This is a genomic window from Mycobacterium angelicum, assembly GCF_002086155.1.
Classification (GTDB): domain Bacteria; phylum Actinomycetota; class Actinomycetes; order Mycobacteriales; family Mycobacteriaceae; genus Mycobacterium; species Mycobacterium angelicum.
The window spans coordinates 188,541-212,828 of the sequence record NZ_MVHE01000003.1 but is presented as its reverse complement, the minus strand read 5'-3'; the positions used below and the strand labels follow the sequence as shown (position 1 = coordinate 212,828).

Annotated in this window: 22 protein-coding genes and 1 pseudogene; 18 read left to right on the top strand and 5 right to left on the bottom strand. The window is 67.3% G+C overall.

All coding sequences use genetic code 11. The features are described from left to right. Window positions 1-13: 13 nt before the first annotated feature. The 4 genes from ftsY to BST12_RS03745 all read left to right on the top strand — a co-directional run bounded on the left by ftsY (window position 14) and on the right by BST12_RS03745 (window position 5,707). Window positions 14-1,306: a signal recognition particle-docking protein FtsY gene (ftsY, locus tag BST12_RS03760; RefSeq protein WP_083111662.1), complete on the top strand. Its 1,293-nt coding sequence runs from the start codon at window positions 14-16 to the stop codon at window positions 1,304-1,306. 178 nt (window positions 1,307-1,484) lie between these two features. Next, window positions 1,485-2,909: an ammonium transporter gene (locus BST12_RS03755; protein ID WP_139801470.1), complete on the top strand. Its 1,425-nt coding sequence runs from the start codon at window positions 1,485-1,487 to the stop codon at window positions 2,907-2,909. A gap of 2 nt (window positions 2,910-2,911) precedes the next feature. Continuing rightward, window positions 2,912-3,250 (top strand): nitrogen regulatory protein P-II, encoded by a 339-nt coding sequence (gene glnB / locus BST12_RS03750; RefSeq protein ID WP_055577570.1) that lies wholly within the window; start codon window positions 2,912-2,914, stop codon window positions 3,248-3,250. A gap of 36 nt (window positions 3,251-3,286) precedes the next feature. After that, entirely contained in the window at window positions 3,287-5,707 is a 2,421-nt protein-coding gene (locus tag BST12_RS03745) for a [protein-PII] uridylyltransferase (RefSeq protein ID WP_083111660.1), read from the top strand. Here the strand turns inward: BST12_RS03745 and BST12_RS03740 are convergent. Beyond that, window positions 5,704-7,380, bottom strand: coding sequence for a DEAD/DEAH box helicase (locus BST12_RS03740; RefSeq protein WP_139801474.1), 1,677 nt, complete (start codon window positions 7,378-7,380; stop codon window positions 5,704-5,706). The two genes, BST12_RS03745 and BST12_RS03740, sit on opposite strands and share 4 nt — an antisense overlap. Window positions 7,381-7,821: 441 nt before the next feature. Here BST12_RS03740 and ffh point away from each other — a divergent pair, with 441 nt between their 5' ends. From ffh to BST12_RS03710, 5 genes are all read left to right on the top strand, one after another. Beyond that, the gene (gene ffh / locus BST12_RS03730; protein ID WP_083111659.1) at window positions 7,822-9,408 is read left to right on the top strand and encodes a signal recognition particle protein; all 1,587 of its coding nucleotides are present in this window, start codon (window positions 7,822-7,824) and stop codon (window positions 9,406-9,408) included. After that, window positions 9,404-10,495, top strand: coding sequence for a metal-dependent hydrolase family protein (locus BST12_RS03725; protein WP_245850044.1), 1,092 nt, complete (start codon window positions 9,404-9,406; stop codon window positions 10,493-10,495). Before ffh ends, BST12_RS03725 begins: the two co-directional genes overlap by 5 nt. 41 nt (window positions 10,496-10,536) lie before the next feature. After that, window positions 10,537-12,270 (top strand): serine/threonine-protein kinase, encoded by a 1,734-nt coding sequence (locus BST12_RS03720; protein WP_083111657.1) that lies wholly within the window; start codon window positions 10,537-10,539, stop codon window positions 12,268-12,270. Between the two features lie 74 nt (window positions 12,271-12,344). Continuing rightward, window positions 12,345-14,132 (top strand): N-acyl-D-amino-acid deacylase family protein, encoded by a 1,788-nt coding sequence (locus tag BST12_RS03715; RefSeq protein ID WP_083111656.1) that lies wholly within the window; start codon window positions 12,345-12,347, stop codon window positions 14,130-14,132. A gap of 1 nt (window position 14,133) precedes the next feature. After that, the gene (locus BST12_RS03710; RefSeq protein ID WP_083111655.1) at window positions 14,134-14,736 is read left to right on the top strand and encodes a TetR/AcrR family transcriptional regulator; all 603 of its coding nucleotides are present in this window, start codon (window positions 14,134-14,136) and stop codon (window positions 14,734-14,736) included. Here the strand turns inward: BST12_RS03710 and BST12_RS03705 are convergent, their stop codons facing one another. Continuing rightward, window positions 14,737-15,609 carry a D-alanyl-D-alanine carboxypeptidase family protein gene (locus BST12_RS03705; RefSeq protein ID WP_083111654.1) on the bottom strand — a complete coding sequence of 291 codons (873 nt, stop codon included), beginning with the start codon at window positions 15,607-15,609 and terminating at the stop codon, window positions 14,737-14,739. It lies immediately after the preceding gene. 161 nt (window positions 15,610-15,770) lie between these two features. On the opposite strand from BST12_RS03705, the gene BST12_RS03700 reads away from it, so the two are divergent. The 5 genes from BST12_RS03700 to trmD all read left to right on the top strand — a co-directional run bounded on the left by BST12_RS03700 (window position 15,771) and on the right by trmD (window position 18,312). Further along, window positions 15,771-16,190, top strand: a complete 420-nt coding sequence (locus BST12_RS03700; protein ID WP_083111653.1) for a nuclear transport factor 2 family protein — start codon at window positions 15,771-15,773, stop codon at window positions 16,188-16,190. Between the two features lie 154 nt (window positions 16,191-16,344). Next, window positions 16,345-16,842, top strand: a complete 498-nt coding sequence (gene rpsP / locus BST12_RS03695; protein ID WP_083111652.1) for a 30S ribosomal protein S16 — start codon at window positions 16,345-16,347, stop codon at window positions 16,840-16,842. A 7-nt stretch (window positions 16,843-16,849) separates the two neighbouring features. Further along, a complete protein-coding gene (locus BST12_RS03690; RefSeq protein WP_036354608.1) occupies window positions 16,850-17,092 on the top strand; it encodes an RNA-binding protein in 243 nt (80 codons plus the stop codon). An 8-nt stretch (window positions 17,093-17,100) separates the two neighbouring features. Next, window positions 17,101-17,622, top strand: coding sequence for a ribosome maturation factor RimM (gene rimM / locus BST12_RS03685; RefSeq protein ID WP_083111651.1), 522 nt, complete (start codon window positions 17,101-17,103; stop codon window positions 17,620-17,622). A gap of 3 nt (window positions 17,623-17,625) precedes the next feature. After that, the gene (trmD, locus tag BST12_RS03680) at window positions 17,626-18,312 is read left to right on the top strand and encodes a tRNA (guanosine(37)-N1)-methyltransferase TrmD (RefSeq protein ID WP_083111650.1); all 687 of its coding nucleotides are present in this window, start codon (window positions 17,626-17,628) and stop codon (window positions 18,310-18,312) included. Window positions 18,313-18,315: 3 nt separating this feature from the next. Here trmD and BST12_RS03675 read toward each other — a convergent pair whose 3' ends face one another. Next, the gene (locus BST12_RS03675; RefSeq protein ID WP_083111649.1) at window positions 18,316-19,272 is read right to left on the bottom strand and encodes a serine hydrolase; all 957 of its coding nucleotides are present in this window, start codon (window positions 19,270-19,272) and stop codon (window positions 18,316-18,318) included. 375 nt (window positions 19,273-19,647) lie between these two features. Between BST12_RS03675 and rplS the strand changes: the two genes are divergently transcribed. The 4 genes and pseudogenes from rplS to BST12_RS03655 all read left to right on the top strand — a co-directional run bounded on the left by rplS (window position 19,648) and on the right by BST12_RS03655 (window position 22,010). Beyond that, on the top strand, window positions 19,648-19,989 hold the full coding sequence (gene rplS, locus BST12_RS03670; RefSeq protein ID WP_012393605.1) for a 50S ribosomal protein L19: 342 nt from the start codon (window positions 19,648-19,650) through the stop codon (window positions 19,987-19,989). A gap of 54 nt (window positions 19,990-20,043) precedes the next feature. Beyond that, the gene (lepB, locus tag BST12_RS03665; RefSeq protein WP_083111648.1) at window positions 20,044-20,916 is read left to right on the top strand and encodes a signal peptidase I; all 873 of its coding nucleotides are present in this window, start codon (window positions 20,044-20,046) and stop codon (window positions 20,914-20,916) included. 13 nt (window positions 20,917-20,929) lie between these two features. Continuing rightward, window positions 20,930-21,671: pseudogene (locus tag BST12_RS03660) on the top strand (ribonuclease HII). A 33-nt stretch (window positions 21,672-21,704) separates the two neighbouring features. Further along, window positions 21,705-22,010, top strand: a complete 306-nt coding sequence (locus tag BST12_RS03655; RefSeq protein WP_012393608.1) for a DUF2469 domain-containing protein — start codon at window positions 21,705-21,707, stop codon at window positions 22,008-22,010. Window position 22,011: 1 nt separating this feature from the next. On the opposite strand, the gene BST12_RS03650 is transcribed toward BST12_RS03655, so the two are convergent. Continuing rightward, window positions 22,012-22,749 carry a GAF and ANTAR domain-containing protein gene (locus BST12_RS03650; RefSeq protein ID WP_083111646.1) on the bottom strand — a complete coding sequence of 246 codons (738 nt, stop codon included), beginning with the start codon at window positions 22,747-22,749 and terminating at the stop codon, window positions 22,012-22,014. An 83-nt stretch (window positions 22,750-22,832) separates the two neighbouring features. Beyond that, entirely contained in the window at window positions 22,833-24,218 is a 1,386-nt protein-coding gene (locus BST12_RS03645) for a WS/DGAT/MGAT family O-acyltransferase (protein ID WP_083111645.1), read from the bottom strand. Between the last annotated feature and the right edge of the window lie 70 nt (window positions 24,219-24,288).

Genomic DNA, 24,288 nt, shown 5'->3' with positions numbered 1-24,288 from the left:
AAGGTTTGTCCGCGTGTCGGAAGGTTTGTGGATCGCCATAGCGGTCGTTGCCGCCCTGGTCGTCATCGCCGCCCTGGTGTTCGGCCTGGTGCGCTACCGCCGCCGCCGGATCAGCCTGTCGCGGCCCGAAACCGGTGCGATCGATCGGTCGGGTGGCTACACCGCGTCGTCGGGCATCACCTTCAGCCAGACACCGACCGTCGAGCCGGTGGCCCCGGCCGACCGCATCGATACCAGCGGATTGCCGGCCGTCGGCGACGATGCGACCATCCCGCGCGACGCGCCCAAGCGCACCATCTCCGAGGTCCAGCTTCCCGATCTCGAGCCCGAACCCGAGCCGGCGGCGCCGGAGGTCCGTCCCGAAGTACCCGAAGTAGAGGCGATCGAGCCGCCCGAAGGTCGCTTGGAACGGCTGCGCGGGCGGCTCGCCAAGTCGCAGAACGCACTCGGACGCAGCATGCTCGGCCTGATCGGCGGCGGCGACCTGGACGAAGACTCCTGGCAGGACGTCGAGGACACGCTACTGGTCGCCGATCTGGGGCCGGTGGTCGCCGAGTCGGTGGTATCGCAGCTGCGCAGTCGGCTGGCCAGCGGCAATGTCCGCACCGAGGCCGACGCACGAGCCGTGCTGCGCGACGTCCTGATCAAGGAGCTGCAGCCGGACATGGACCGCTCCATCCGTGCCCTGCCGCACGCCGACCACCCCTCGGTGCTGCTGATCGTCGGCGTCAACGGGACCGGCAAGACCACCACGGTTGGCAAGCTGGCGCGGGTATTGGTCGCCGACGGCCGCCGGGTCGTGCTCGGCGCCGCCGACACCTTCCGCGCCGCGGCGGCCGATCAGCTGCAGACCTGGGCCTCTCGGGTGGGCGCGGAGGTAGTGCGCGGCGCCGAAGGCGCCGACCCGGCCTCGGTCGCCTTCGACGCGGTCGACAAGGGCATCGCCGCCGGCGCCGACGTCGTCGTCATCGACACCGCCGGGCGGCTGCACACCAAAGTCGGCCTGATGGACGAACTCGACAAGGTCAAGCGGGTGGTGACCCGCCGCGCAGCGGTCGACGAGGTGCTGTTGGTGCTCGACGCCACCATCGGGCAGAACGGATTGGCCCAAGCCAAGGTGTTCGCCGAGGTCGTCGACATCACCGGCGCGGTACTGACCAAGCTGGACGGAACGGCCAAGGGCGGCATCGTTTTCCGCGTCCAGCAAGAGCTCGGGGTGCCGGTGAAGCTGGTCGGACTGGGCGAGGGGCCCGACGATCTGGCGCCGTTCGAACCCGCCGCGTTCGTCGACGCCCTGCTCGGCTGATCAGCGCCCGGCTTAGCCGCGCTTGCGATCGCCACGCAGCTCTTACACAGCAACTTTTACGTTAATCCCCACGAAACATTGCGGTCCCATTGCCGCAACAACTTGTGCGCATGGTTCTGGATCAGGCCGCCAGTCATCCATCTGGGGCCCTCTCAACGCTGACTGGAGGTGATAGCGAGTGAGTGATTTCCCGACCATGGGCGTGCCCAACACCGGTGATACCGCCTGGATGTTGGCCAGTTCGGCGCTCGTGCTGTTGATGACGCCGGGGCTGGCCTTCTTCTACGGCGGCATGGTGCGAGCCAAGAGCGTGCTCAACATGATCATGATGAGCGTCAGTGCGATGGGCGTCGTGACCGTGCTGTGGGTGCTCTACGGCTACTCGATGGCGTTCGGCGACGACACGGCCAACGTCGTCGGCAGCCCGACCGAATACTGGGGCTTGAAGGGCCTCATCGGCGGCAACGCCGTTGCCGCGGACCCGAGCACGCAGACCGCCGCGGTGAACATCCCGCTGGCGGGCACCCTGCCGGCCACCGTCTTCGTGGCATTCCAGCTGATGTTCGCCATCATTACCGTCGCCCTGATCTCGGGCGCGGTGGCCGACCGCCTCAAGTTCAGCGCCTGGCTGGTTTTCGCCGGACTCTGGGCTACCTTCGTCTATTTCCCGGTTGCGCACTGGGTTTTCGCGTTCGACAAGTTCGCCGCTGCCCGCGGTGGCTGGATCGCCAACAAGCTGCACGCGATCGACTTCGCCGGCGGAACAGCGGTCCATATCAACGCCGGTGTGGCCGGCCTGGTGCTGGCTATCGTGCTGGGCAAGCGCCGCGGCTGGCCCACGACCCTGTTCCGGCCGCACAACCTGCCGTTCGTCATGCTCGGCGCCGGTCTACTGTGGTTCGGCTGGTACGGCTTCAACGCGGGATCGGCGACCAGCTCCAACGGGGCCGCGGGTTCGACGTTCATCACCACCACGGTCGCCACGGCCGCGGCCATGCTGGGCTGGCTGCTCACCGAACGCATCCGGGACGGCAAGGCCACGACGCTGGGCGCGGCCTCGGGCATCGTCGCCGGGCTGGTGGCCATCACGCCGTCCTGCTCGTCGGTCAACGTGCTGGGGGCGTTGGCGATTGGCGTCGTGGCCGGTGTGCTGTGCGCGCTTGCGGTGGGACTGAAGTTCCGGTTCGGCTTCGACGACTCGCTGGACGTGGTGGGCGTGCACCTGGTCGGTGGTCTGGTCGGCACCCTGCTGGTCGGCCTGCTCGCCGCGCCGGAGAGTGTGGCCATCAACGGCGTGGCCGGTGTGTCGAAGGGGCTGTTCTACGGCGGCGGTTTCGCGCAATTGGAGCGCCAGGCGATCGGCGCGTTCAGTGTTCTTATCTATTCTGGCGTCGTCACCCTTATCCTTGCTTTGATCCTGAAGTACACCATTGGGTTGCGTCTGGGGGCAGAGCAGGAATCCGCCGGTATCGACGAGTCTGAGCACGCTGAGAGCGGCTACGACTTCGCCGTCGCCAGCGGTTCGGTTCTTCCCCGTGCCACCCTGCCAGACACCCCGAACGGCCTGGGGGCGAGATTGGGCGAGAAAGTGGAGGCGGAATAGAGATGAAGCTGATCACCGCGATCGTGAAGCCATTCACCCTCGACGACGTCAAGACCAGCCTGGAAGACGCTGGAGTCCTCGGGATGACGGTCAGCGAGATCCAGGGCTATGGACGGCAGAAGGGCCACACCGAGGTTTACCGCGGTGCCGAGTATTCGGTCGATTTCGTGCCGAAGGTTCGGATCGAGGTCGTTGTCGACGATTCCATCGTCGACAAGGTGGTGGACAGCATCGTCCGGGCTGCGCGCACCGGAAAGATCGGGGACGGCAAAGTATGGGTCAGCCCCGTGGACACCATCGTGCGGGTACGTACGGGTGAACGCGGGTCCGACGCCTTGTGACAAGGTGTTGACCCGCACCGGCCGGACCCGGCCGAGGTGACCGAGAACGCCCGCGCGGCAGTCGATTTGGCTGCCGCGCGGCGTGCGCTGTTGTCCGGTGAGAAGCGCGAAACGACGCCCGCCGAGCTGCGGCAGGTGGTGCTGGCGCTGCACGAATCCTGGCTGACGGCAACGGCCGCCGAAATCGGCATCACCGAGGACAGCGGCTTCGCCCTGGTCGGCGTCGGCGGGCTCGGCCGTCGCGAGCTGCTGCCGTATTCGGATCTGGACCTGGTGCTGTTGCACGACGGCAAGGCCCCCGAGGTGCTGGGGCCGGCTGCCGACAAGTTGTGGTATCCGTTGTGGGACGCCAACATTCGGCTCGACCACAGTGTGCGTACCGTCAGCGAGGCGTTGAACACCGCCGGTTCCGACATGACGGCCGCGTTGGGCATGCTGGAAGCGCGCCACATCGCCGGCACCGAGCGACTGTCGGCCGAATTGATCGACGGGGTGCGACGGCAGTGGCGTACCGGAATCCGTTCGCGCATGGACGAACTCGTCGAGATGACGCACGCCCGGTGGCTGCGGCTGGGCCGCATTGCGCATCGCGCCGAGCCCGACCTCAAATCCGGTCGCGGCGGCCTTCGCGACGTCCAGCTGCTCAATGCGCTGGCGCTGGCTCAGCTCATCGACCGCCACGGGATGGCAAGTGCTGACCTGCCGGCGGGGTCGCTTGACAGCGCCTATCTCACCCTGCTGGATGTGCGGACCGAGTTGCACTGGGTGTCGGGCCGCGGGCGCGACCAGTTGCTGGCCCAGTTCGCCGACGAGATCAGCGCCGCGTTGGGAGTCGGGGACCGATTCGACCTGGCCCGCATGCTGTCCAATGCCGGTCGCACCATCAGCTTCCACGCGGTGACCGGGCTGCGTACGGCCTCCAACGCACTGCCGCGGCGCGGCATCTCGGCGCTGGTGCGCCGGCCGAAGAGACGTCCACTGGACGAGGGCGTCGTGGAGTACGCCGGCGAAATCGTACTCGCGCGCGAAGTTCAACCGCAGCATGATCCCGGCCTGGTGCTCAGGGTGGCTGCCGCCTCGGCCGACACCGGGGTGCCGATCGGTGCCGCCACGCTGAGCCGGCTGGCCGATAGTGCCCCGGAGTTGCCGGTTCCCTGGCCGCGTGAGGCACTGGACGACCTGCTGGTGGTGCTGCTGGCCGGCCCTACCGCGGTGCCGACCATCGAGGCTCTGGACCGCACCGGATTGTGGGGCCAGCTGCTGCCGGAATGGGGGGCGATCCGCGATCTTCCGCCGCGCGACGTTTCGCACAAATGGACCGTGGACCGGCACGTGATCGAAACCGCGGTGCACGCGGCACCCTTGACTACCCGCGTGGCGCGGCCGGACCTGCTCGCCCTGGGTGCGCTGCTGCACGACATCGGAAAGGGCCGAGGGGGCGATCACAGCGTGCTCGGAGCCGAATTGGTGGTGCAGATCGGCGAACGGCTGGGCATGTCGGCGCCCGACATCGAGATTCTGGCCACGATGGTGCGCCACCATCTGCTGCTGCCCGTCACCGCCACCCGAAGCGACCTCAACGACCCCAAGACCATCGAGGCCGTCTCGGAGGCTTTGGGCGGTGATCCGCAGGTGCTGGAGCTGCTGCATGCCTTGTCGGAGGCCGACTCCAAGGCCACCGGGCCCGGGGTGTGGAGCGACTGGAAGGCCTCGCTGGTCGAGGATCTGGTGTCGCGGTGCCGGATGGTCATGGCCGGCGAGTCGCTGCCGCATGCCGAACCCACTGCGCCCCACTATCTTTCGTTAGCCGCCGACCATGGTGTGCATGTCGAGCTGACGCCGGACGAAAGCGAGCGCAGCCACGTGGTGATGGTCGCGCCGAACGAACGGGGGCTGGTGTCCAAAGCCGCGGCGGTGCTGGCGCTGAACTCGCTGCGCGTGCACTCGGCGACGGTCAACATTCACGAAGGCGTCGCGATCACCGAATTCGTGGTGTCCCCACTGTTCGGTGCGCCGCCCGCCGCAGAACTATTGCGGCAACAGTTCGTGGGTGCGCTGCACGGCGCCGATGTCTGCGAGACGCTGGAGAAGCGGGACAGCGACGCGGCGAGCTCCGCCTCCGCCCGGGCGGGGGAGGTGCAGGTGGGGGTGCCCGTCACGCGTTCGACCGCCCCGCCCCGCATCCTGTGGCTGGATACCGACACACCGGGCCAGCTGATCCTGGAAGTGCGTGCCATGGATCGCACTGGTCTACTTGCTTTGCTGGCCCGGGGGATGGAGCGGGCTCAGGCGGACATCGTCTGGGCGAAAGTGAACACCTTCGGTTCCACCGCGGCCGACGTGTTCTGTGTGACGGTGCCCGCCGACTCCGACGCGCGGACCGCCGTGGAGAAGCACCTGATGGCCGTATTAGGCGGGCGCGTAGACGTTTTGGAAGACGAGCCCGCCGGGGATTAGGCCAGTTCGGAGTTGAGCTGGCGCACCGCATCGATGCGCGCCTTGAGCTGATCGCGGGTCGCTGCGGCGATCGGCGGGCCGCCGCAGCGGCGGCGCAGCTCGTTGTGGATCCAGCCGTGGGGTTTGCCGGTGCGATGATGAGCGATCGACACCAAGGTATTGAGTTCGCGGCGCAGTTCGCGCAGTTGGCCGTGTGTGGTGGTAATCGCAGGTGCGGTATGTCCCGCGGCCGCGCGTTTCTGCAGCTGTTCGTCCTGGCGCCGGTGCAGCAGGGCGCGCATCTGTTCGGCGTCGAGCAGGCCGGGGATGCCGAGGTAGTCGGCCTCCTCTTCGCTGCCGGCCGGGGTGGCGGTGCCGAACGACGACCCGTCGAAGATCACCTGATCCAGCTCGGCATCCGCGCCCAGTGAGGTGAAGCCTTTTTCCGCATCGCTCGGCTCGGATTGCGTTCTGGTAGCCGGGTCGGCATCAAGTGGGTCGTCGAGCGATTCGCGATGCGGTTTGCCCAGCACGTGGTTGCGCTGGGCCTCCAGCTCGCTGGCCAGCTGCAGCAGATTGGGTACCGACGGCAGGAAGATGCTCGCCGTTTCGCCCGGCCGTCGCGACCGCACGAACCGGCCGATGGCCTGGGCGAAGAACAGCGGCGTCGAGGCGCTGGTGGCGTAGATGCCCACCGAAAGCCGCGGCACGTCAACGCCTTCGGAGACCATGCGCACCGCGACCAGCCAGCGGTTGGTGCTGGCGGCGAACTCGGAGATGCGCGCCGAGGATCCCGGATCGTCGGAGAGCACCACCGTCGGCGTCTCGGCGGTCAGCTTCTTCAGCAAGGTGGCGTACGCGCGGGCTGCGGTCTTGTCCGAAGCGATGATCATGCCGCCGGCGTCGGGCACATGCTCACGCAACTGGCGCAGTCGCTGGTCGGCGGCGGTGATGACGGCGGGCATCCATTCGCCGGCGGGATCCAGCGCGGTGCGCCAGGCTCGCGCCGTCTGTTCGACGGACAGCGGCTCACCGAGGCGCGCTTCGTGTTCTTCACCGGCGCTATCGCGCCACCGTGCCTGCCCGGAATAGGCGAGAAAGACCACGGGCCGAACCACGCCGTCGGCAAGAGCTTCGGCGTAGCCATAGGTGTGGTCGGCATGCGAGCGCAGCGTCCCGTCGGCGTCGGGCTCGTAGCTGACGAACGGGATGGGGCTGTCGTCGCTGCGGAAGGGCGTGCCGGTCAGAGCAAGCCGGCGGGTGGCGTCGCTGAAAGCTTCCCGAATGGCATCGCCCCAGGTCTTGGCGTCACCGCCGTGGTGAATCTCGTCGAAGACGACCAGCGTCTTGCGTTGCTCGGTGCGCACCCGGTGCAGCGTCGGATGCGCCGCGACCTGGGCGTAGGTGACGACCACACCGTGGTACTCGGGCGAGGTCTGCGGATTGGAGTTGGTGAACTTCGGGTCCAGCGAAAGGCCATGCCGTCCGGCGGCCTGCGCCCACTGCGTCTTGAGGTGTTCGGTCGGTACGACGATGGTGAGCTGTTCGACGGCGCGATGGCTCAGCAGCTCGGCCGCGATCCGCAGCGCGAACGCCGTCTTGCCGGATCCCGGGGTGGCCACGGCCAGGAAATCCCGCGGCTCGGTGCCCAGGTATTTGACCAATGCCCGTCGCTGCCAGCCGCGGAGCTGCATCGACAACAGATCCCCCCGTAGCTGCTCGACCGTGCCTGGCGGCTGTGAAATGTAGCATGGCAACGCATTTGGACGCAGCTGCCACGCGGCCCCCGCGGCGGGCGCCTGGCGGGCTCGCCGAGACTGCACCCAGTGCGAGCGGTTTCGGCGTGTCGGCGACGCTGTCGCAGTCTCGCGGCAACGGTGACCCGCTTCGCGGGTCCATTAGCACGACGGTGGTGACCCGCTTCGCCCCGCTGCGCGGCGCTCGCGATCACCACTAGGCTGCATGGTGGTGACCCGCTTCGCCCCGCTGCGCGGCGCTCGCGATCACCACTAGGCTGCATGGTGGTGACCCGCTTCGCCCCGCTGCGCGGCGCTCGCGATCACCACTAGGCTGCATGGTGGTGACCCGCTTCGCCCCGCTGCGCGGCGCTCGCGATCACCACTAGGCTGGCGGGCGTGTTTGAATCGCTGTCCGACCGCTTGACCGGTGCCCTTCAGGGGCTGCGCGGCAAGGGCCGCCTGACCGACGCCGATATCGATGCCACCACCCGCGAAATCCGGCTGGCGCTGCTGGAAGCCGACGTTTCGCTACCGGTGGTCCGCGCGTTTGTGCACCGCATCAAGGAACGCGCCCGGGGCGCCGAGGTGTCCGGGGCTCTCAACCCGGCCCAACAAGTCGTCAAGATCGTCAACGAAGAACTGATCGGCATCCTCGGCGGCCAAACCCGTGAGCTGGTGTTCGCCAAGACGCCGCCGACCGTGGTGATGCTGGCCGGCCTGCAGGGTTCGGGTAAGACGACGCTGGCCGGCAAGCTGGCCGCGCGGCTGCGCAATCAGGGGCACACGCCGATGCTGGTGGCCTGTGACCTGCAGCGCCCGGCAGCGGTCAACCAGCTGCAGGTCGTCGGGCAGCGGGCCGGGGTTCCGGTGTTCGCGCCGCATCCCGGCACTCCACCTTCTGGCCCGGACACCGGGCCGCCCGGCGACCCGGTCGCCGTCGCGGCGGCCGGACTGGCCGAGGCCAGGGCCAAGCACTTCGACGTGGTCATCGTCGACACCGCGGGCCGGCTGGGCATCGACGAGGAGCTGATGGCTCAGGCCGCGGCCATCCGGGACGCCGTCGAGCCCGACGAAACGATCTTCGTCCTGGACGCGATGATCGGCCAGGATGCCGTCGCCACCGCGCAAGCCTTCGGCGAGGGCGTCGGATTCACCGGTGTGGTGCTGACCAAACTCGACGGCGACGCCCGCGGCGGTGCCGCGTTGTCGGTCCGCGAGGTCACCGGTGTCCCCATTCTTTTCGCCTCCACCGGCGAAAAGCTGGAGGACTTCGACGTATTCCACCCCGACCGCATGGCCAGCCGCATCCTGGGCATGGGCGATGTGCTCAGCCTGATCGAGCAGGCTGAGCAGGTCTTCGACGCTCAGCAGGCCGAGGAAGCCGCCCTCAAGATCGGGGCCGGCGAGCTGACCCTGGAGGATTTCCTCGAGCAGATGCTCGCGGTGCGCAAGATGGGCCCGATCGGCAACCTGCTGGGCATGCTGCCCGGAGCCGGCCAGATGAAGGACGCCCTCGCCGAAATCGACGACAAGCAGCTCGACCGGGTGCAGGCCATCATCCGCGGCATGACGCCGCAGGAGCGCGCCGATCCCAAGATCATCAACGCCTCACGTCGGCTGCGCATCGCCAACGGCTCCGGTGTCAGCGTGTCGGAGGTCAACCAGCTCGTCGACCGATTCTTCGAAGCCCGCAAGATGATGTCGTCGATGCTCGGCGGCATGGGCATCCCCGGCATGGGCCGCAAATCCGCCACTCGAAAAGCCAAGGGTGCCAAGGGCAAGAAGGGCAAGAAGACCGGACGCGGCCCCACGCCACCCAAGGTCAAGAGCCCGTTCGGGCCCGGCATGGCCGGAGTGCCGGGCATGCCTGCCGGGTTCCCCGATCTGTCCCAGATGCCCGAAGGCCTCAACGAGCTGCCGCCGGGGCTGGCCGACTTCGACCTGTCCAAGCTGAAATTCCCGGGCAACCCAGGCAGAAATTAGCCCCGCCGTGCGCCTGCACGTACACGGATCAAGGCTGCCCGACGAAACCGACGTCGATCTGTGGATCGTCGACGGCCGCGTCAGCACCGAGCCGGTGGCCGGCGCCGAAAATGTCTTTCGGCAGGGCTGGATCATGCCCGGGCTGGTGGACGCCCACTGCCATGTCGGGCTCGGCCAGCACGGCGCCATCGAACTCGACGAAGCGATCGCCCAGGCCGAGACCGAGCGCGACGCCGGCACGCTGCTGCTGCGTGACTGCGGCTCACCGACCGACACCCGCAGCCTCGACGACCACGACGAGCTGCCGCGCATCATCCGCGCTGGGCGGCATCTGGCCAGGCCCAAGCGCTACATCCCCAACTTCGCGGAAGAACTCGACGACGAAACCCAGCTGCCCGCCGCCGTCGCCGAGCAGGCGCGCCGTTCAGACGGCTGGGTCAAGCTGGTCGGTGACTGGATCGACCGCTCGATCGGCGACCTGGCGCCGCTGTGGTCCGACGACGTCCTCACGGCCGCGATCGGCGCCGCGCACGCCAACGGCGCTCGGGTTACCGCGCACGTCTTCGCCGAGGACGCGCTGCCCGGTCTGATCCGCGCGGGCATCGACTGCATCGAGCACGGCACCGGCCTCACCGACGACACCATCGCTCTGATGCTCGAACACGGCACCGCGTTGGTGCCCACCCTGATCAACCTCGAGAACTTCCCGGGCATCGCCGACTCTGCCGAGCGCTACCCGACGTATGCCGCGCACATGCGTCACCTCTATGACCGTGGCTATCAGCGGGTGGCCGCGGCGCGCGAGGCCGGCATTGCCGTGTACGCGGGCACCGACGCCGGCACCATGATCAAACACGGGCGCATCGCCGACGAGGTCGAGGCGCTCAAGGGCATCGGAATGAGCGCCACCGACGCGCTGGGAGCGGCCTGCTGGGACGCCAGGAACTGGCTCGGCCGGCCGGCGCTCGGTCACGGGGCATCGGCGGACTTACTGTGCTACTCGCAGGATCCGCGGCAGGGACCCGCTGTGCTGAACCGGCCCGATCTGGTGATCCTGCGCGGCAGGGTGTTTCGCCCCGGGCGTTAGCCCCCCAAGCGCGGCGCTCGAAACGTGGTTAGTATCGCCGCATGGCGTTGGCCAACGGCGCAATCTTCGCCGGTTACACCGTTGTGCGGATGCTGGGTTCTTCGGCGACGGGCGAGCTCTACCTGGTGCAGCGGCCGTCAGCGCCGGGATGGCAGTCGCTGAAGGTCCTTCCATTGAGCATGTCGTCCGACGGCGAATTCCGTCAGCGGTTCCACGCTGAGACCCAGCGGGCCGCGAACCTCTATCACCCCAACATCGTGGAGGTGCACGAGCGCGGCGAGTTCGAAGGACAGCTTTGGCTCGCGATGGACTACATCGATGGCGTGGATGCCGTCCAAGAGATGGCCAATCGATTCCCCTCGGTGTTGCCCGTCGGCGAGGTGCTCGCCATCATCTCGGCCGTCGCCGCCGCTCTCGACTACGCGCACCAGCGCGGGGTAGTGCATCGCGACGTCAAACCCGCCAGCATACTGCTGACCAATTATGGAGCTGGTGAGCCACGAATCCTGTTGACAGACTTCGGGATAGCGCTCAGCGGTGCTCGTGGCGTCGCCTATCCCGCGCCGGAACTGTCGCTCGGGGGCCAGGGCGACGAACGTGCCGACCAGTATGCGCTCGCCGCCACCGCGATGCACCTGCTCACCGGGGCGCCGCCGGTGAGTCCGCCGACGCCACCCACGCTCGCCGTCCTGCGCCCGGACCTGGCCCGCCTGGACGCTGCGCTGTCCAGGGCGCTCGCCACGCAACCGGCCGACCGCTTCGGCAGCTGCCGGGAGTTCGCCGCGGCGCTCACCGAGCTGGCCGGCGTCGCAGACCGCGGCCCCGCAGCCTTTGCAACGGCGGCAGTGGTCGTCAACCCCGCACCCGCCTATGTCGTCGATTACCCCGCCTATGAACCCCCGTCCGAGTGGCCAGACACCGCCGAACCGCAAACCGCGCCGGCACCCCAAGCGCGACCGCGCGGAACATTTCTGCGGTCGGCGGCCGCAGCCTTGGCGCGGCGGCTGGACGCTTTCTCCACGACCGCCGGCAATACGCCGACGAGGCGCAGACCGCGCCGGATCCTGGCTGGGGCCGCGGCGGTGCTGCTGCTCGCCGGCCTGCTTGCGGTCGGCATCGTGATCGGACGGAAGACAAGCACGACTGCCACCCAGGCCGCCAGCCCGCCGACAAGTGCACCACCGGTCTCCGCCGCGCCGCCGTCCAGCGACCCGGCTGCAGCCCCGGTACCTCTCGACGGCACCTACCAAGTCGAGATCGAACGCTCAAAGCAGACATACGATTTCACCCCCGCCCCGCAACCGCCCGACGTGAACACGTGGTGGGCAATCCGCTCTGCGTGCACCCCGTCGGCCTGCCTTGCCGCGGCGACGATGCTCGATGACAACACCCACACGCAGGCCAAGGAGGGCGTGCGGCCGCTGATCCTGGAGTTCGGCGGCGGTCAGTGGAAGTCGCGGCCGGAAGACGTGCAGTTCCCCTGCGTCGGGGCGAACGGTTCGGCAAGCACCCAGGACACGATGCAGGTGCTGTCGCTGCGACCACAACCTCAGGGCGACCTCGTCGGCGAAATGGTCGTCACCGTGCGCAGCAACGAATGCGGACAGCAGGCTGCGGTCATCCGGATCCCCGCCGTTGCCAGCCGCAGCGGCGATGTACCGCCGGCCGTGACGGTGCCGGACCCGGCCACGGTCCCGTCGCCTCCCTCGACGCCAACGTCCCAAACGCCACCGACAACGCCATCGACCACCGTACCGACGGGGCCTGGCCGCTGACCCAGCCAGGAAAGATTGCGAGTGATCACTATCTATGTTAGCTTCGTGAGCAACGCGACGACCCTGGAGGAAACGTGACTTACGACGTGATCATTCGCGACGGACTGTGGTTCGACGGCACCGGCAGCGCGCCGCAGACCCGCACCCTGGGTATTCGCGATGGCGTGGTGGCCACGGTGTCCGCGACGCCGCTGGACGAGACCGGCTGCCCCGAGGTGATCGACGCCGCGGGCAAGTGGATCACTCCCGGCTTCATCGACGTGCACACGCACTACGACGCCGAGATCCTGCTCGACCCGGGGCTGCGCGAGTCGGTGCGGCACGGCGTAACCACTGTGCTGCTGGGTAACTGCTCGCTGTCGACTGTGTACGCCGGCGCCGAAGATGCCGCCGATCTGTTCAGCAGGGTCGAAGCGGTCCCGCGGGAATTCGTGCTCGGCGCGCTGGAAAGCAACAAGACCTGGTCGACGGCCGCGGAGTACATCGAGGCGATCGACGCCCTGCCGCTTGGGCCGAATATCAGTTCGCTGCTTGGGCATTCGGACCTGCGCACCGCGGTGCTCGGACTCGAGCGCGCCACCGACGAAACCGTTCGGCCCACCGAGGCCGAGCTGGAGAAGATGGCCGAACTGCTCGACGAGGCGCTCGAAGCCGGAGTGCTCGGCATGTCCGGGATGGACTCGGCGATCGACAAGCTCGACGGCGACCGGTTCCGCTCGCGCGCGCTGCCGTCGACGTTCGCGACCTGGCGCGAACGGCGCCGGCTGATCAAGGTGCTGCGCAAGCGCGGCCGGATTCTGCAAAGCGCACCCAATGTCGACAAGCCCAACACCGGATTGCTGTTCTTCCTGTCCAGCAGCCGAATGTTCGGGCTGCGCAAGCGAGTTCGGATGAGCCTGCTGGTATCGGCCGACGGCAAGTCCATGCCGCTGGCGGTGTACACCTTCGGCATCGGGACCCGCGTGCTCAACAAGCTGCTGGGCTCCAGCGTGCGGTTCCAGCATCTGCCCGTGCCGTTCGAGTTGTATTCCGACGGAATCGATCTGCCGGTGTTCGAGGAGTTCGGTGCCGGAACGGCCGCACTGCACCTGCGAGACCAGTTGCAGCGCAACGAATTACTTGCCGATGAGGCATACCGCCGGCAGTTCCGGCGGGAGTTCGACCGCATCAAACTCGGGCCGTCGTTGTGGCACCGGGACTTCCACGACGCGGTGATCGTCGAATGCCCCGATAAGTCGTTGATAGGCAAGAGCTTCGGCAAGATCGCCGACGAGCGCGGGCTGCACCCGCTCGATGCATTCCTGGATGTCCTGGTGGAAAACGGCGAGCGCAATGTGCGCTGGACGACCACCGTCGCCAACCACCGGCCCAAGCAACTCAACAAGCTCGCCGCCGAGCCGAGTATCCACATGGGTTTCTCCGACGCCGGCGCGCACCTGCGCAACATGGCCTTCTACAACTTCCCGCTGCGGCTGCTCAAGCGCGCCCGGGACGCCTACCGGGCCGGAGCGCCGTTCATGCCGATCGAGCAGGCACTGTATCGGTTGACCGGCGAACTGGCCGAATGGTTCGGCCTCAACGCCGGAACCTTGCGCGAGGGTGACCGTGCCGACTTCGTCGTGATCGACCCGGCGTTCCTGGATGACTCGGTGGACGGCTACCACGAGGATGAGGTGCCGTTCTACGGCGGCTTGAGTCGCATGGTCAACCGCAACGATGCGACCGTGGTGGCGACCGGCGTGGGCGGCACGGTGGTCTTCGGCAACGGCGAGTTCCGGGCCGGCTACGGGCAGACCGTGCGGTCGGGTCGGTACCTCAAGGCAGGCGATCCGCAGCGCGCCGCGGTGAGCGTGAGCGCCTGACATGGCCAGAACCCAGCAGCAACGCCGGGAGGAAACCGTCGGCCGGATGCTCCAGGCGTGCATCGACACCATCATCGAGATGGGTTACGCCCGGGCGTCGGCCGCGGTGATCACCAAGCGGGCCGGTGTCTCGGTGGGTGCGCTGTTCCGTCACTTCGAGACCATGGGCGATTTCATGGCGGCGACGGCGTCGGAGGTGCTGCGCCGGCAACTGGAAACGTTCACCAAGCGGGTCGCCGAGATACCGGCCGACCGGCCCGCGCTGGATGCGGGGCTGACCATCCTGCACGACATTACCCGCGGTCCCACCAACGCTGTGCTGTACGAGCTGATGATCGCCGCGCGCACCGACGAAAAGCTCAGGGACACAATGCAACACGAGCTAGGCCAGTATTCCGCGAAGATCCTCGACGCGGCGCGGGCACTGCCTGGAGCCGAAAGTATCCCGGACGAAATTTTTCCGGTCGTGGTGGCCCTGCTGACCAACGTCTTCGACGGAGCCGCCGTGGTCGAAGGGGTACTGCCACAGCCCGAGATCGAGGAGCGACGCATCCCGGTGCTGACGGCGCTACTGACCGCCGCGCTGTCAGAGCCGGGAGAGTGACTACAGCGAGCCGATGCTGGCCTGCGGGTTGAGGGCGAACCCCCAGTCGAAAAGGCTGCCGGCCTGATCCCAATAGGTTGGTCCGCCTTCTTTGACCAGCCCGTACATCATCGCGATGACCAGCCGTCGGCCGCCCCGGGCAGCGGCGCCGACAAACGTCTTACGGGCGGCGTTGGTGAAGCCCGTCTTACCGCCGATCGCGCCCGGGTATCTGCTGAGCAGCTCGTCCTGGTTGACGATGGGCTCGTCACCGTGATCGCCGGGGAACATCGCCGAGGGTTCGGCGGTGATCTGCGCGAAGACCGGATTGGCCATGGCCGCGCGGAAGATGACGGCCAGGTCGTGCGCCGTCGACGCGCCGGAACCGCCGGGTCCGTCCAGCCCGGACGGCGTCGCCGCATGGGTATTCGGCGCGCCCAGGGCCGCGGCTTTGGCGTTCATCTTCGCTACCGCGGCGTCCTGGCCGCCCAGCATCTGCGCCAGCGTGTTCGCGGCGTCGTTGCCCGAGACCAGCAGCAGACCGTCGAGCAGCTGGCGGGCGGTGTAGGTGCGGCCCGGCTTGACGCCGACACAGTTGCATTCGACCTGCGTGTCGGCGACGTCGGCGACGACGGTCGAGTTGAGGTTCAGCTCGTCGAGGGCCACCAGCGCCAGCAACACCTTGATGGTGCTCGCGGGCGGGTGGGCCACATTCTGGTCGCGCCCGGCCAGCACCTGACCGCTGTCGAGGTCGGCCACGATCCAGGTCTGCGCGGGGCCGTCGGGGATCGGCACCGAGCCGACGGGCTGTACATCGGTGTCTGCGCTCGCGGTGCCCGTACCGAAAACAACGGTGGCGAGCAGTGCCGCGCCTGCGGCCATGAGCTTTCGCATGGGGGGTGAGTCTAACTTCCAGGCGCCGCAGGAAGGGCCGCGAACGGGCGGCGAAGGGCCGGAGCGCCCGCTGCGCGACACATAAATCACGCACACGACTCGCCGATGGGAGTCGCCCAGGGTTATATCTGGCGAGATCACACCGGTGCTTGAATCGGTGCATGCTGAGCTTGGCCGAAGTTTCCGACCGCTTGGAGATCCAGCAGCTGCTGGTCGATTACTCCACCGCCATCGACAACCGCCGCTTCGACGACCTCGACAAGGTGTTCACCCCGGACGCCTACATCGACTACCGGGCGCTGGGCGGCATCGACGGCCGCTATCCCGAAGTGAAGAAGTGGCTGTCGGAGGTGCTGCCCAATTTCCCGGTGTATGCCCACATGCTGGGCAACTTCTCGGTCCGCGTCGACGGGGACACCGCGTCGTCACGGGTGATCTGCTTCAACCCGATGGTGCTCGGCGGCGACAAGGAGCAGATCCTGTTCTGCGGGCTTTGGTACGACGACGAGTTCGTGCGCACCCCCGAGGGCTGGCGGATGACGCGACGGGTCGAATCGAAGGTGTTCCAGAAAGTCCTGTGATTTCTGCCCGAGAGCCCAGTTCTGGCACAATGGGCCGCTGGCCGCCGCGCCCTTTTCGCAGGGTCGCTGTGCGGCGACACACGCGAGGCAAAACCGGACCCGGGCATCCCGCCCGGATCGCTGAATTGCGGCGTGCACACACAGGAGTTCAACCATGGCTGTGAAGATCAAGCTCACCCGGCTTGGCAAGATCCGCAATCCCCAGTACCGCATCGCCGTCGCCGACGCGCGCACCCGCCGCGACGGCCGCTCCATCGAGGTCATCGGTCGCTACCACCCGAAGGAAGAGCCGAGCCTCATCGAGATCAACTCCGAGCGCGCCCAGTACTGGCTTTCCGTCGGCGCTCAGCCCACCGAGCCCGTCCTCAAGCTGCTGAAGATCACCGGTGACTGGCAGAAGTTCAAGGGCCTGCCCGGCGCCGAGGGCCGCCTCAAGGTCAAGCCCCCCAAGCCCAGCAAGCTGGAGCTGTTCAACGCCGCGCTGGCCGCCGCCGACGGCGGGCCGACCACCGAGGCCGCCAAGCCGAAGAAGAAGTCCGCTCCGAAGAAGGCCGCCAAGGCGGACGCGGAGGCTGAAGCCGCCGCCGACGCTGCGCCGGCCGAGGCGCCCGCCGAGGGTGGCGAGCAGTCCGAGCCCACTAGCGAAAGCTGATCGCAGCATGAGCACCGTTGTGGTCGACGCCGTCGAGCACCTGGTCCGCGGGATCGTCGACAACCCTGACGATGTCCGAGTCGACCTGGTGACCAGCCGTCGCGGGCGTACCGTCGAAGTTCATGTCCACCCAGACGACCTGGGCAAGGTGATCGGTCGCGGGGGCCGCACCGCGACTGCGTTGCGCACGCTGGTCGCCGGCATCGGCGGCCGCGGGATCCGCGTCGACGTGGTGGACACCGACCAGTAGCGCAGCCGATGGAGCTGGTCGTCGGGCGCGTGGTGAAGGCGCACGGCATCACCGGTGAGGTCGTCGTGGAGGTTCGCACCGACGACCCCGACAGCAGGTTCGCGCCCGGCACCCGGTTGCGCGCCAAGCGACCGCGGGACGGCGGGCCGGCGCGCAGCTACGTGGTCGAGGGTGCGCGCGACCATGGTGCCCGCATGCTGGTGCGGCTCGCCGGAGTGACCGACCGCGATGCCGCCGACGCGTTGCGCGGCAGCGTGTTCGTCATCGACTCCGACGAGCTGCCGCCGATCGACGAGCCGAACACCTACTACGACCATCAGCTGGAAGGCCTTCGGGTTCGCACGGTGACGGGGGAGCAGGTCGGCGTGGTCGCCGAGGTGTTGCACACCGCCGCGGGTGAATTGCTGGCCGTGAAGCGGGATTCCGGTGAGGTGCTGGTGCCGTTCGTCAGCGCGATCGTCACGTCGGTGTCGCTGGACGACGGCGTGGTGGAGATCGATCCGCCCGAGGGCCTGCTGGATCTGGGCTGAGCCGTGCAAATCGACGTCATCACGATCTTCCCCGACTACCTGGATCCGTTGCGACAATCGTTGCCGGGCAAGGCGATCGCGTCGGGCCTGGTCGACCTGAAGGTGCACAACCTGCGGCGCTGGACCCACGACGTGCACCACTCGGTCGACGACGCACCCTATGGCGGTGGCCCGGGCATGGTGATGCGGGCGCCGGTGTGGGGCGACGCGCTCGACGAAATCTGTTCGGGTGAAACGCTATTGGTCGTTCCCACGCCCGCAGGTGAATTGTTCACTCAAGCCACCGCCCAGCGCTGGAGCGCCGAAGCGCACCTGGTGTTCGCCTGCGGCCGCTATGAGGGCATCGATCAACGGGTCGTCGAGGATGCGGCTAAGCGGTTGCGGGTAGCAGAGGTCTCCATCGGTGACTATGTCTTGCCGGGGGGAGAGTCGGCGTCCGTGGTGATGATCGAAGCGGTGCTGCGGTTGCTGCCCGGGGTGCTGGGCAATCCCGCGTCGCACCAACAAGATTCGTTCTCCCCGGCACAGGAGCGGCTCTTGGAGGGGCCCAGCTACACCCGGCCGGCCAGCTGGCGTGGCCTCGACGTCCCGGAGGTTCTGCTTTCCGGCGACCACGCCCGAATCACGGCCTGGCGCCGGGTGGTCTCGCTGCAGCGTACCCGGGACCGGCGCCCGGACTTGGCTCCCTGACGGTCAGATCCGGCCGTCGGGAAATATCGTCTTGACCGCCTCGGTGATGGTGGCGCGGGCGGTCGCGTCATCGGAGGGCTGCAGCGACTCGATCACCATGATGTAGCGGTGATCGGAGCCGATCACACCGGTCGACAGGTGCATCCAGTCGGCGCCGATACAGCACATCCAGCCCTGCTTGACCGCTACCGGTTCGGCATACAAACCATCGGGGATGCCGAAACGTTGCGGATAGCCGTCGATTCCGGTGGGTGTGGACTGGGCCAGGTCGTTGACGATGATGCCGGCCCGCGCCGGCGGCAGTCCGCCCGAGCCGTCGAGCAGCATCTCGTAGTAACGGATCAGGTCCTGTGCCGAGCTGATGGTGTTCCACCAGCGCCCGTCGCTCGGCGGTGCGGTTGATCCCAGTCCGTACCGTAGGGCGACCGACGTGATGATGGCGTCGCCGCCGCCCTGATCCCAGAATCTTTCCGCCGCGCCGTCATCAGATGACTGCAGCATGGTGTCCAGCGCCTGATGGTCCTCGGCCGTGAGCGCGGTCCTGCCCTGGGATTCCTGCAGCAGCAGATTGTCGGCGATGAAGAGCTTGGCCACCGACGCGGTGGCGATGATCTGGGTGTTGCCGTTCGACACCAGTTGGTGGGTCGCGCGGTCGAAGACGGCCACCGAAAGGGTCGCACCGCTGGCGGCGGCCGCGGCGGTTGCCTGCTCGATGCGTTCCTGGGCCCCGGTGAGTCCACCGCTGATCGGGGGCAGCGCCGCGGGCACGCCGAGCGGCGTGACGGCGCGCAGCAGCAGTTCGACCAGCTGTTCTTGGGGTTGCGCCGGAGTCTGCACCTGGGAGGTGCTGGGCGCGGCGAGGCTGAACGCGTTCGCGTGGACTTTTGCCTCGCAGCCCGCGACCACCACCAACGTCACCCCCGCCGCGGCGGTGAGCATCGTGAGCGGCCGTGCTCGCATTCTCTCCTCCGACATCACGAAAGTCGTCCAAGTGGCGGCCGCTCTGCCGTTCGGAGCCCTTGTGGCCCGGGTGTCACGCGAAGCTTCGGGTTCGATTCGGCGCAGCTGACCCCAGTCATATGTACCATTTGCACGCGCTTTCGGCCGGTCGCGAACCACGCTAGTTTCCTGTGATTTTCACTGCATGCGTACCGTCTGGCACAATTGACCAGTTGTCTCCAGCGGCTGCCGGTCGGCTGGGCTGTTGCCAAGCCAATTTCCGGCCGCTTTCCCGCCTGCTGCGAGACGCACCCAGAAGCCCGTACCCATCGGCTTGGTAGACCGTTGCACCCGCACGGTTGACCGAGCCGCGACCCGCGAGGAAGTGTCTTTCCAATGAACAGGCTGGACTTCGTCGACCAGGCGTCGCTGCGCGACGACATCCCGGCCTTCAGCCCGGGCGACACCATCAATGTGCACGTCAAGGTCATCGAAGGCGCCAAGGAACGTATCCAGGTGTTCAAGGGAGTGGTGATCCGGCGTCAGGGCGGCGGCATCCGCGAGACGTTCACGGTGCGCAAGGAGAGCTACGGTGTGGGCGTCGAGCGGACATTCCCGGTGCATTCGCCGAACATCGACCATATCGAGGTGGTGACCCGTGGTGATGTCCGTCGCGCCAAGCTGTACTACCTGCGTGAACTCCGCGGCAAGAAGGCCAAGATCAAGGAGAAGCGCTGACCCCGCAGGCCTCGGTGGCCATTTCGGCCGCCCGGTGCTGGCTACGCTGATCTCGTGACCGAGACCACGGACTCTCCATCGGAGCGCCGGCCTGAGACTGGAAAGTCGCAGCCCGGTGACACTGACCCGCAGGACGGGCCTGACCAGGCCGCTGAACAGGTCGACGACACGTCAGCCGCGGAATCGGAACAGGCCACCCAGGACGACGAGTCCGAACCCGCTAAGCGGTCCACGCTGCGGGAATTCGCCACCCTGGCGGTGATCGCGGTGGTGCTCTACTACGTCATGTTGACGTTCGTGGCGCGCCCATACCTGATTCCGTCCGAATCGATGGAGCCCACGTTGCACGGATGCGCGACGTGCACCGGCGACCGGATCCTGGTCGACAAGCTCACTTACCGTTTCAGCTCACCCAAGCCCGGCGACGTCATCGTGTTCAAGGGCCCGCCGTCGTGGAACGTCGGCTACAAATCGATCCGGTCTTCCAACACCGCAATTCGCTGGGTGCAGAACGCGCTCTCGTTCATCGGTTTCGTGCCTCCCGACGAGAACGATCTGGTCAAGCGGGTGATAGCGGTCGGCGGCCAGACGGTCCAGTGCCGCGCCGACACCGGCTTGACGGTCAACGGCAAGCCGCTCAAGGAGCCCTACCTCAACCCGGCCACGATGATGGCCGACCCGTCGGTGTATCCGTGCCTGGGCAGCGAATTCGGCCCGGTTACCGTCCCGCCGGGGCGGCTGTGGGTGATGGGCGACAACCGGACCCACTCGGCGGATTCCCGTGCCCACTGCCCGATGCTGTGCACCGGCGACGCGATGGGCGGGACCGTGCCGGTGGCCAACGTCATCGGCAAGGCCAGGTTCATCGTGTGGCCGCCGACGCGATGGGGTGGCGTGGGGTCGGTGAACCCGCAACAGGGCCAGTAGCGATGGCTCCCAGATGAATAAGACCTGGCCGCCGCGGACGGTGATCCGCAAATCGTCCGGCTTGCGCACCCTCGAGTCCGCGCTGCACCGCAATGGTCTGGGCCCGGTGGCCGGGGTCGACGAGGTGGGTCGGGGCGCGTGCGCGGGTCCGTTGGTGGTCGCCGCGTGTGTACTCGGCCCAAATCGCCTGGAAAGCCTTGCCGCTCTTGATGATTCGAAGAGGCTCACCGAGAAGGTGCGGGAGAAGCTGTTCCCGTTGATCTGTCGCTATGCGGTGGCGTACCACGTGGTGTTCATTTCCTCGGTCGAGGTAGACCGCCGCGGCGTGCACGTGGCCAACATCGAAGGCATGCGGCGGGCGGTGGCCGGTTTGTCGGTGCGGCCGGGCTATGTCCTCAGCGACGGCTTCAGGGTGCCCGGGCTGGCGGTGCCGTCGCTGCCGGTGATCGGTGGCGACGCGGCGGCCGCCTGCATCGCCGCGGCCAGCGTGCTGGCCAAGGTAAGCCGGGACCGGCTGATGGTCGCGATGGACGCCGAACACCCGGGGTACGGCTTCGCCGAACACAAGGGGTACAGCACACCGGCGCACAGCCTCGCGTTGACCAGGCTGGGTCCCTGCCCGGAACACCGTTACTCGTTCATCAATGTGCGACGGGTTGCGACCGGCTCCAGCGGCCGGGTGCTGGCCGAATACGAAGCCGAATGCAAACCGGACCCTCCGGCCGCGGGCGGCGAATACCGGTGAGCAAAGATGAGACAACAGTTCCGGGAGAAGGACGTCTGAGCAGATGAGTGCGGAAGATCTCGAAAAGTACGAAACCGAGATGGAGCTCTCGCTGTACCGCGAATACAAGGACATCGTCGGCCAGTTCAGCTACGTCGTGGAGACCGAGCGCCGCTTCTATCTGGCGAACAGCGTCGAGATGGTGCCGCGCAACGCCGACGGCGAGGTGTATTTCGAGCTGCGGCTGGCCGACGCCTGGGTGTGGGACATGTACCGGCCGGCGCGCTTCGTCAAGCAGGTGCGGGTAGTCACCTTCAAAGACGTCAACATCGAAGAGGTTGAGAAGCCCGAGCTGCGGTTGCCTGAGTAGCTCAGTCGGCCGTCGGCAACTGACCGCGCGCGTCGATGACCTTGCGGGCGACGTCAGCAAGCTTGATGTTCAGGCTCTGCGAGTGCCGGCGCAGCAAGTCGAAGGCTTCGTCCTCGCTGAAATTGTGCAGCAGCATCAGCATGCCGACCGCCTTGCCGATTTCGCGGTTGCTGATCAGTCCTCGCCGCAGGCTGCCGGCGTCTTCGCCCTGAGCGACGGCGTTGATGGCGACGCTGGCAAACGATGCCAGTACCGCCGCTCGCCCGGCGGACTCGGTGTCGAAGCTGTTGGCCTTTTCGCTGAACAGGTTCAGTGCCGCGCCTTTGCGTTTGTCGATCAGCAGCCGAAATCCCATGGCGCCGCGCACCGGTGTTTCTTCTACGAGGCGGGCCGCGAACTTGGGCCATTGGCTGGGCGTGGTCAGGTCCGTTTCGATCTGCGGCGTTTCTTCCTCGATGGCGTCGATGCAGGGGCCGTCGCCGGCGAGGCGCTCCAGATCGTCAATCCGCTGGGCGAGCCGGTCGCTGGCGCCCACGGTGACGTAACGATCGTTGCGGCGCACCAGGAGGCTGGCATGATCGCAGCCCGGGACGATCAGGGTTGCGGCTACGCAGATGGCCGCGTACATCTCGTTGGCGTCCAGGCCTTGATAGATGATCTCGGCGAGGGCAGCAAAGACCGTGGCAGGGTCCGCGGTTGTCGCGCCTGGTGATGAAACAGTCTTCGATTTGTCCGCCATGTTGCCCCTCCTTTCGGCTGTTGTCCGATTGCCGCCGTTCATGTGCATTGCTGGCCGTACAGTATCCGTCGCCGAAAGTGGCCTCATACCCCGGCGGCCAGTTCCAAATCTTTCAGCGATGTTTCCAGATGGCCGAGCATGCGCTGCAGGTGCGGCACGCTGCGCCGGCAGCCGACGATTCCGAAGTCGAGATTTTCCGCGTTGGTGGTGACGGTGATGTTCATCGCCTGGCCGTCCAGCGCGATCGACAGCGGATAGTTGCCGGTCATGCGCGCGCCACGCCAATACAGCGGGTCCGGCGAGCCCGGCACGTTCGAAATCACGACGTTGAACGGTGGCGGTGCGCTTGCCACAAATCCGGGAATCAGTGCGAATACCAAGCCGCCGGTGAGGAAGGCCGACAGGGCCAGTTGCTGCACCCGCGGCAGCTGGGTGAACACCTGCTTGGCGTCGCGCATGGAGGCGTTGATCGCCTGCAGGCGTGTTCCGGCGTCGCCGATGTCGGTGTTGAGGTTGCACAGCACGGTGCCGACCATGTTCCCGCCGCCGTCGGTTTCGTGTTCCTTGCGCAGGCTTACCGGAACCATCGCCACCAATGGAGCCTGCGGCAGGGCGTCTTGTTCGAGCAGATAGCTACGCAGCGCACCGGCGGACATGGCCAGCACGACGTCGTTGAAGGTGACGTCCGCGGCGGCCTTGACGGCCTTGATCCGCTCGATTGACCACGATTGTGCGGCGACGCGCCGCGCACCTCCGATCCGGACGTTGAACATCGTCTTGGGCGCCTGGAACGGCAGAGTCAGTTGTTGCTCGAGCAGCGCCGCGCGCGCCAGCGTGAGCGTCGACGGCGCCAGGGCCGCCGCCGAGCCAAGGGTGCGCGACAGCAGCTGCAGAGGTGAGGCGTTGCGACCCGAGCCACCACGCGGCTTGCGGGGCGTCAGCGCCCAGGGCACGCGGACCTCGTCGTCGCCGGGATCGCTGGTGAAGGCGCGCTGCATCAACTTCTGCGCGGACACGCCGTCCTGCAGCGAATGGTGAAATTTGATGTAGACCGCATAGCGCCCGTCATTGAGTCCCTCGACCAGATGCGCTTCCCACAGCGGCCGGTGCCGGTCCAGCAGGCTGCCGTGCAGCCGCGACGCCAACTCCAGCAGCTCTCGTACCCGACCCGGGCGGGGCAGAGCCGAACGGCGAAAGTGATAGTCCAGCTCGACGTCGTCGTCGAAGGACCAGGCCAGGTTGGTAACCGGGCCCAGAAAAGCCGGATGTTTGCGGAACGTGGGCTGGACATCGGTGCACCGCAACATCGATTCGTAGGCCTCGGTCACAAAGCCGTCGTCGGCGTTGTCGGGGGCCACCTCGGGGGCCTCCTTGGGCGGCTCGAAGAGCTGCAGACTGCCGACATGCATCGGATGTTCGCGCGATTCGCCGAGCAGAAACATGGCATCGGCCGGTGCTATCAGCTGCATGGTCGGTCTCCCGAAGTCGTGGTGTACCCCGACGGAATAGCCACGTCAGGCGGCTTGCACACATGTGACC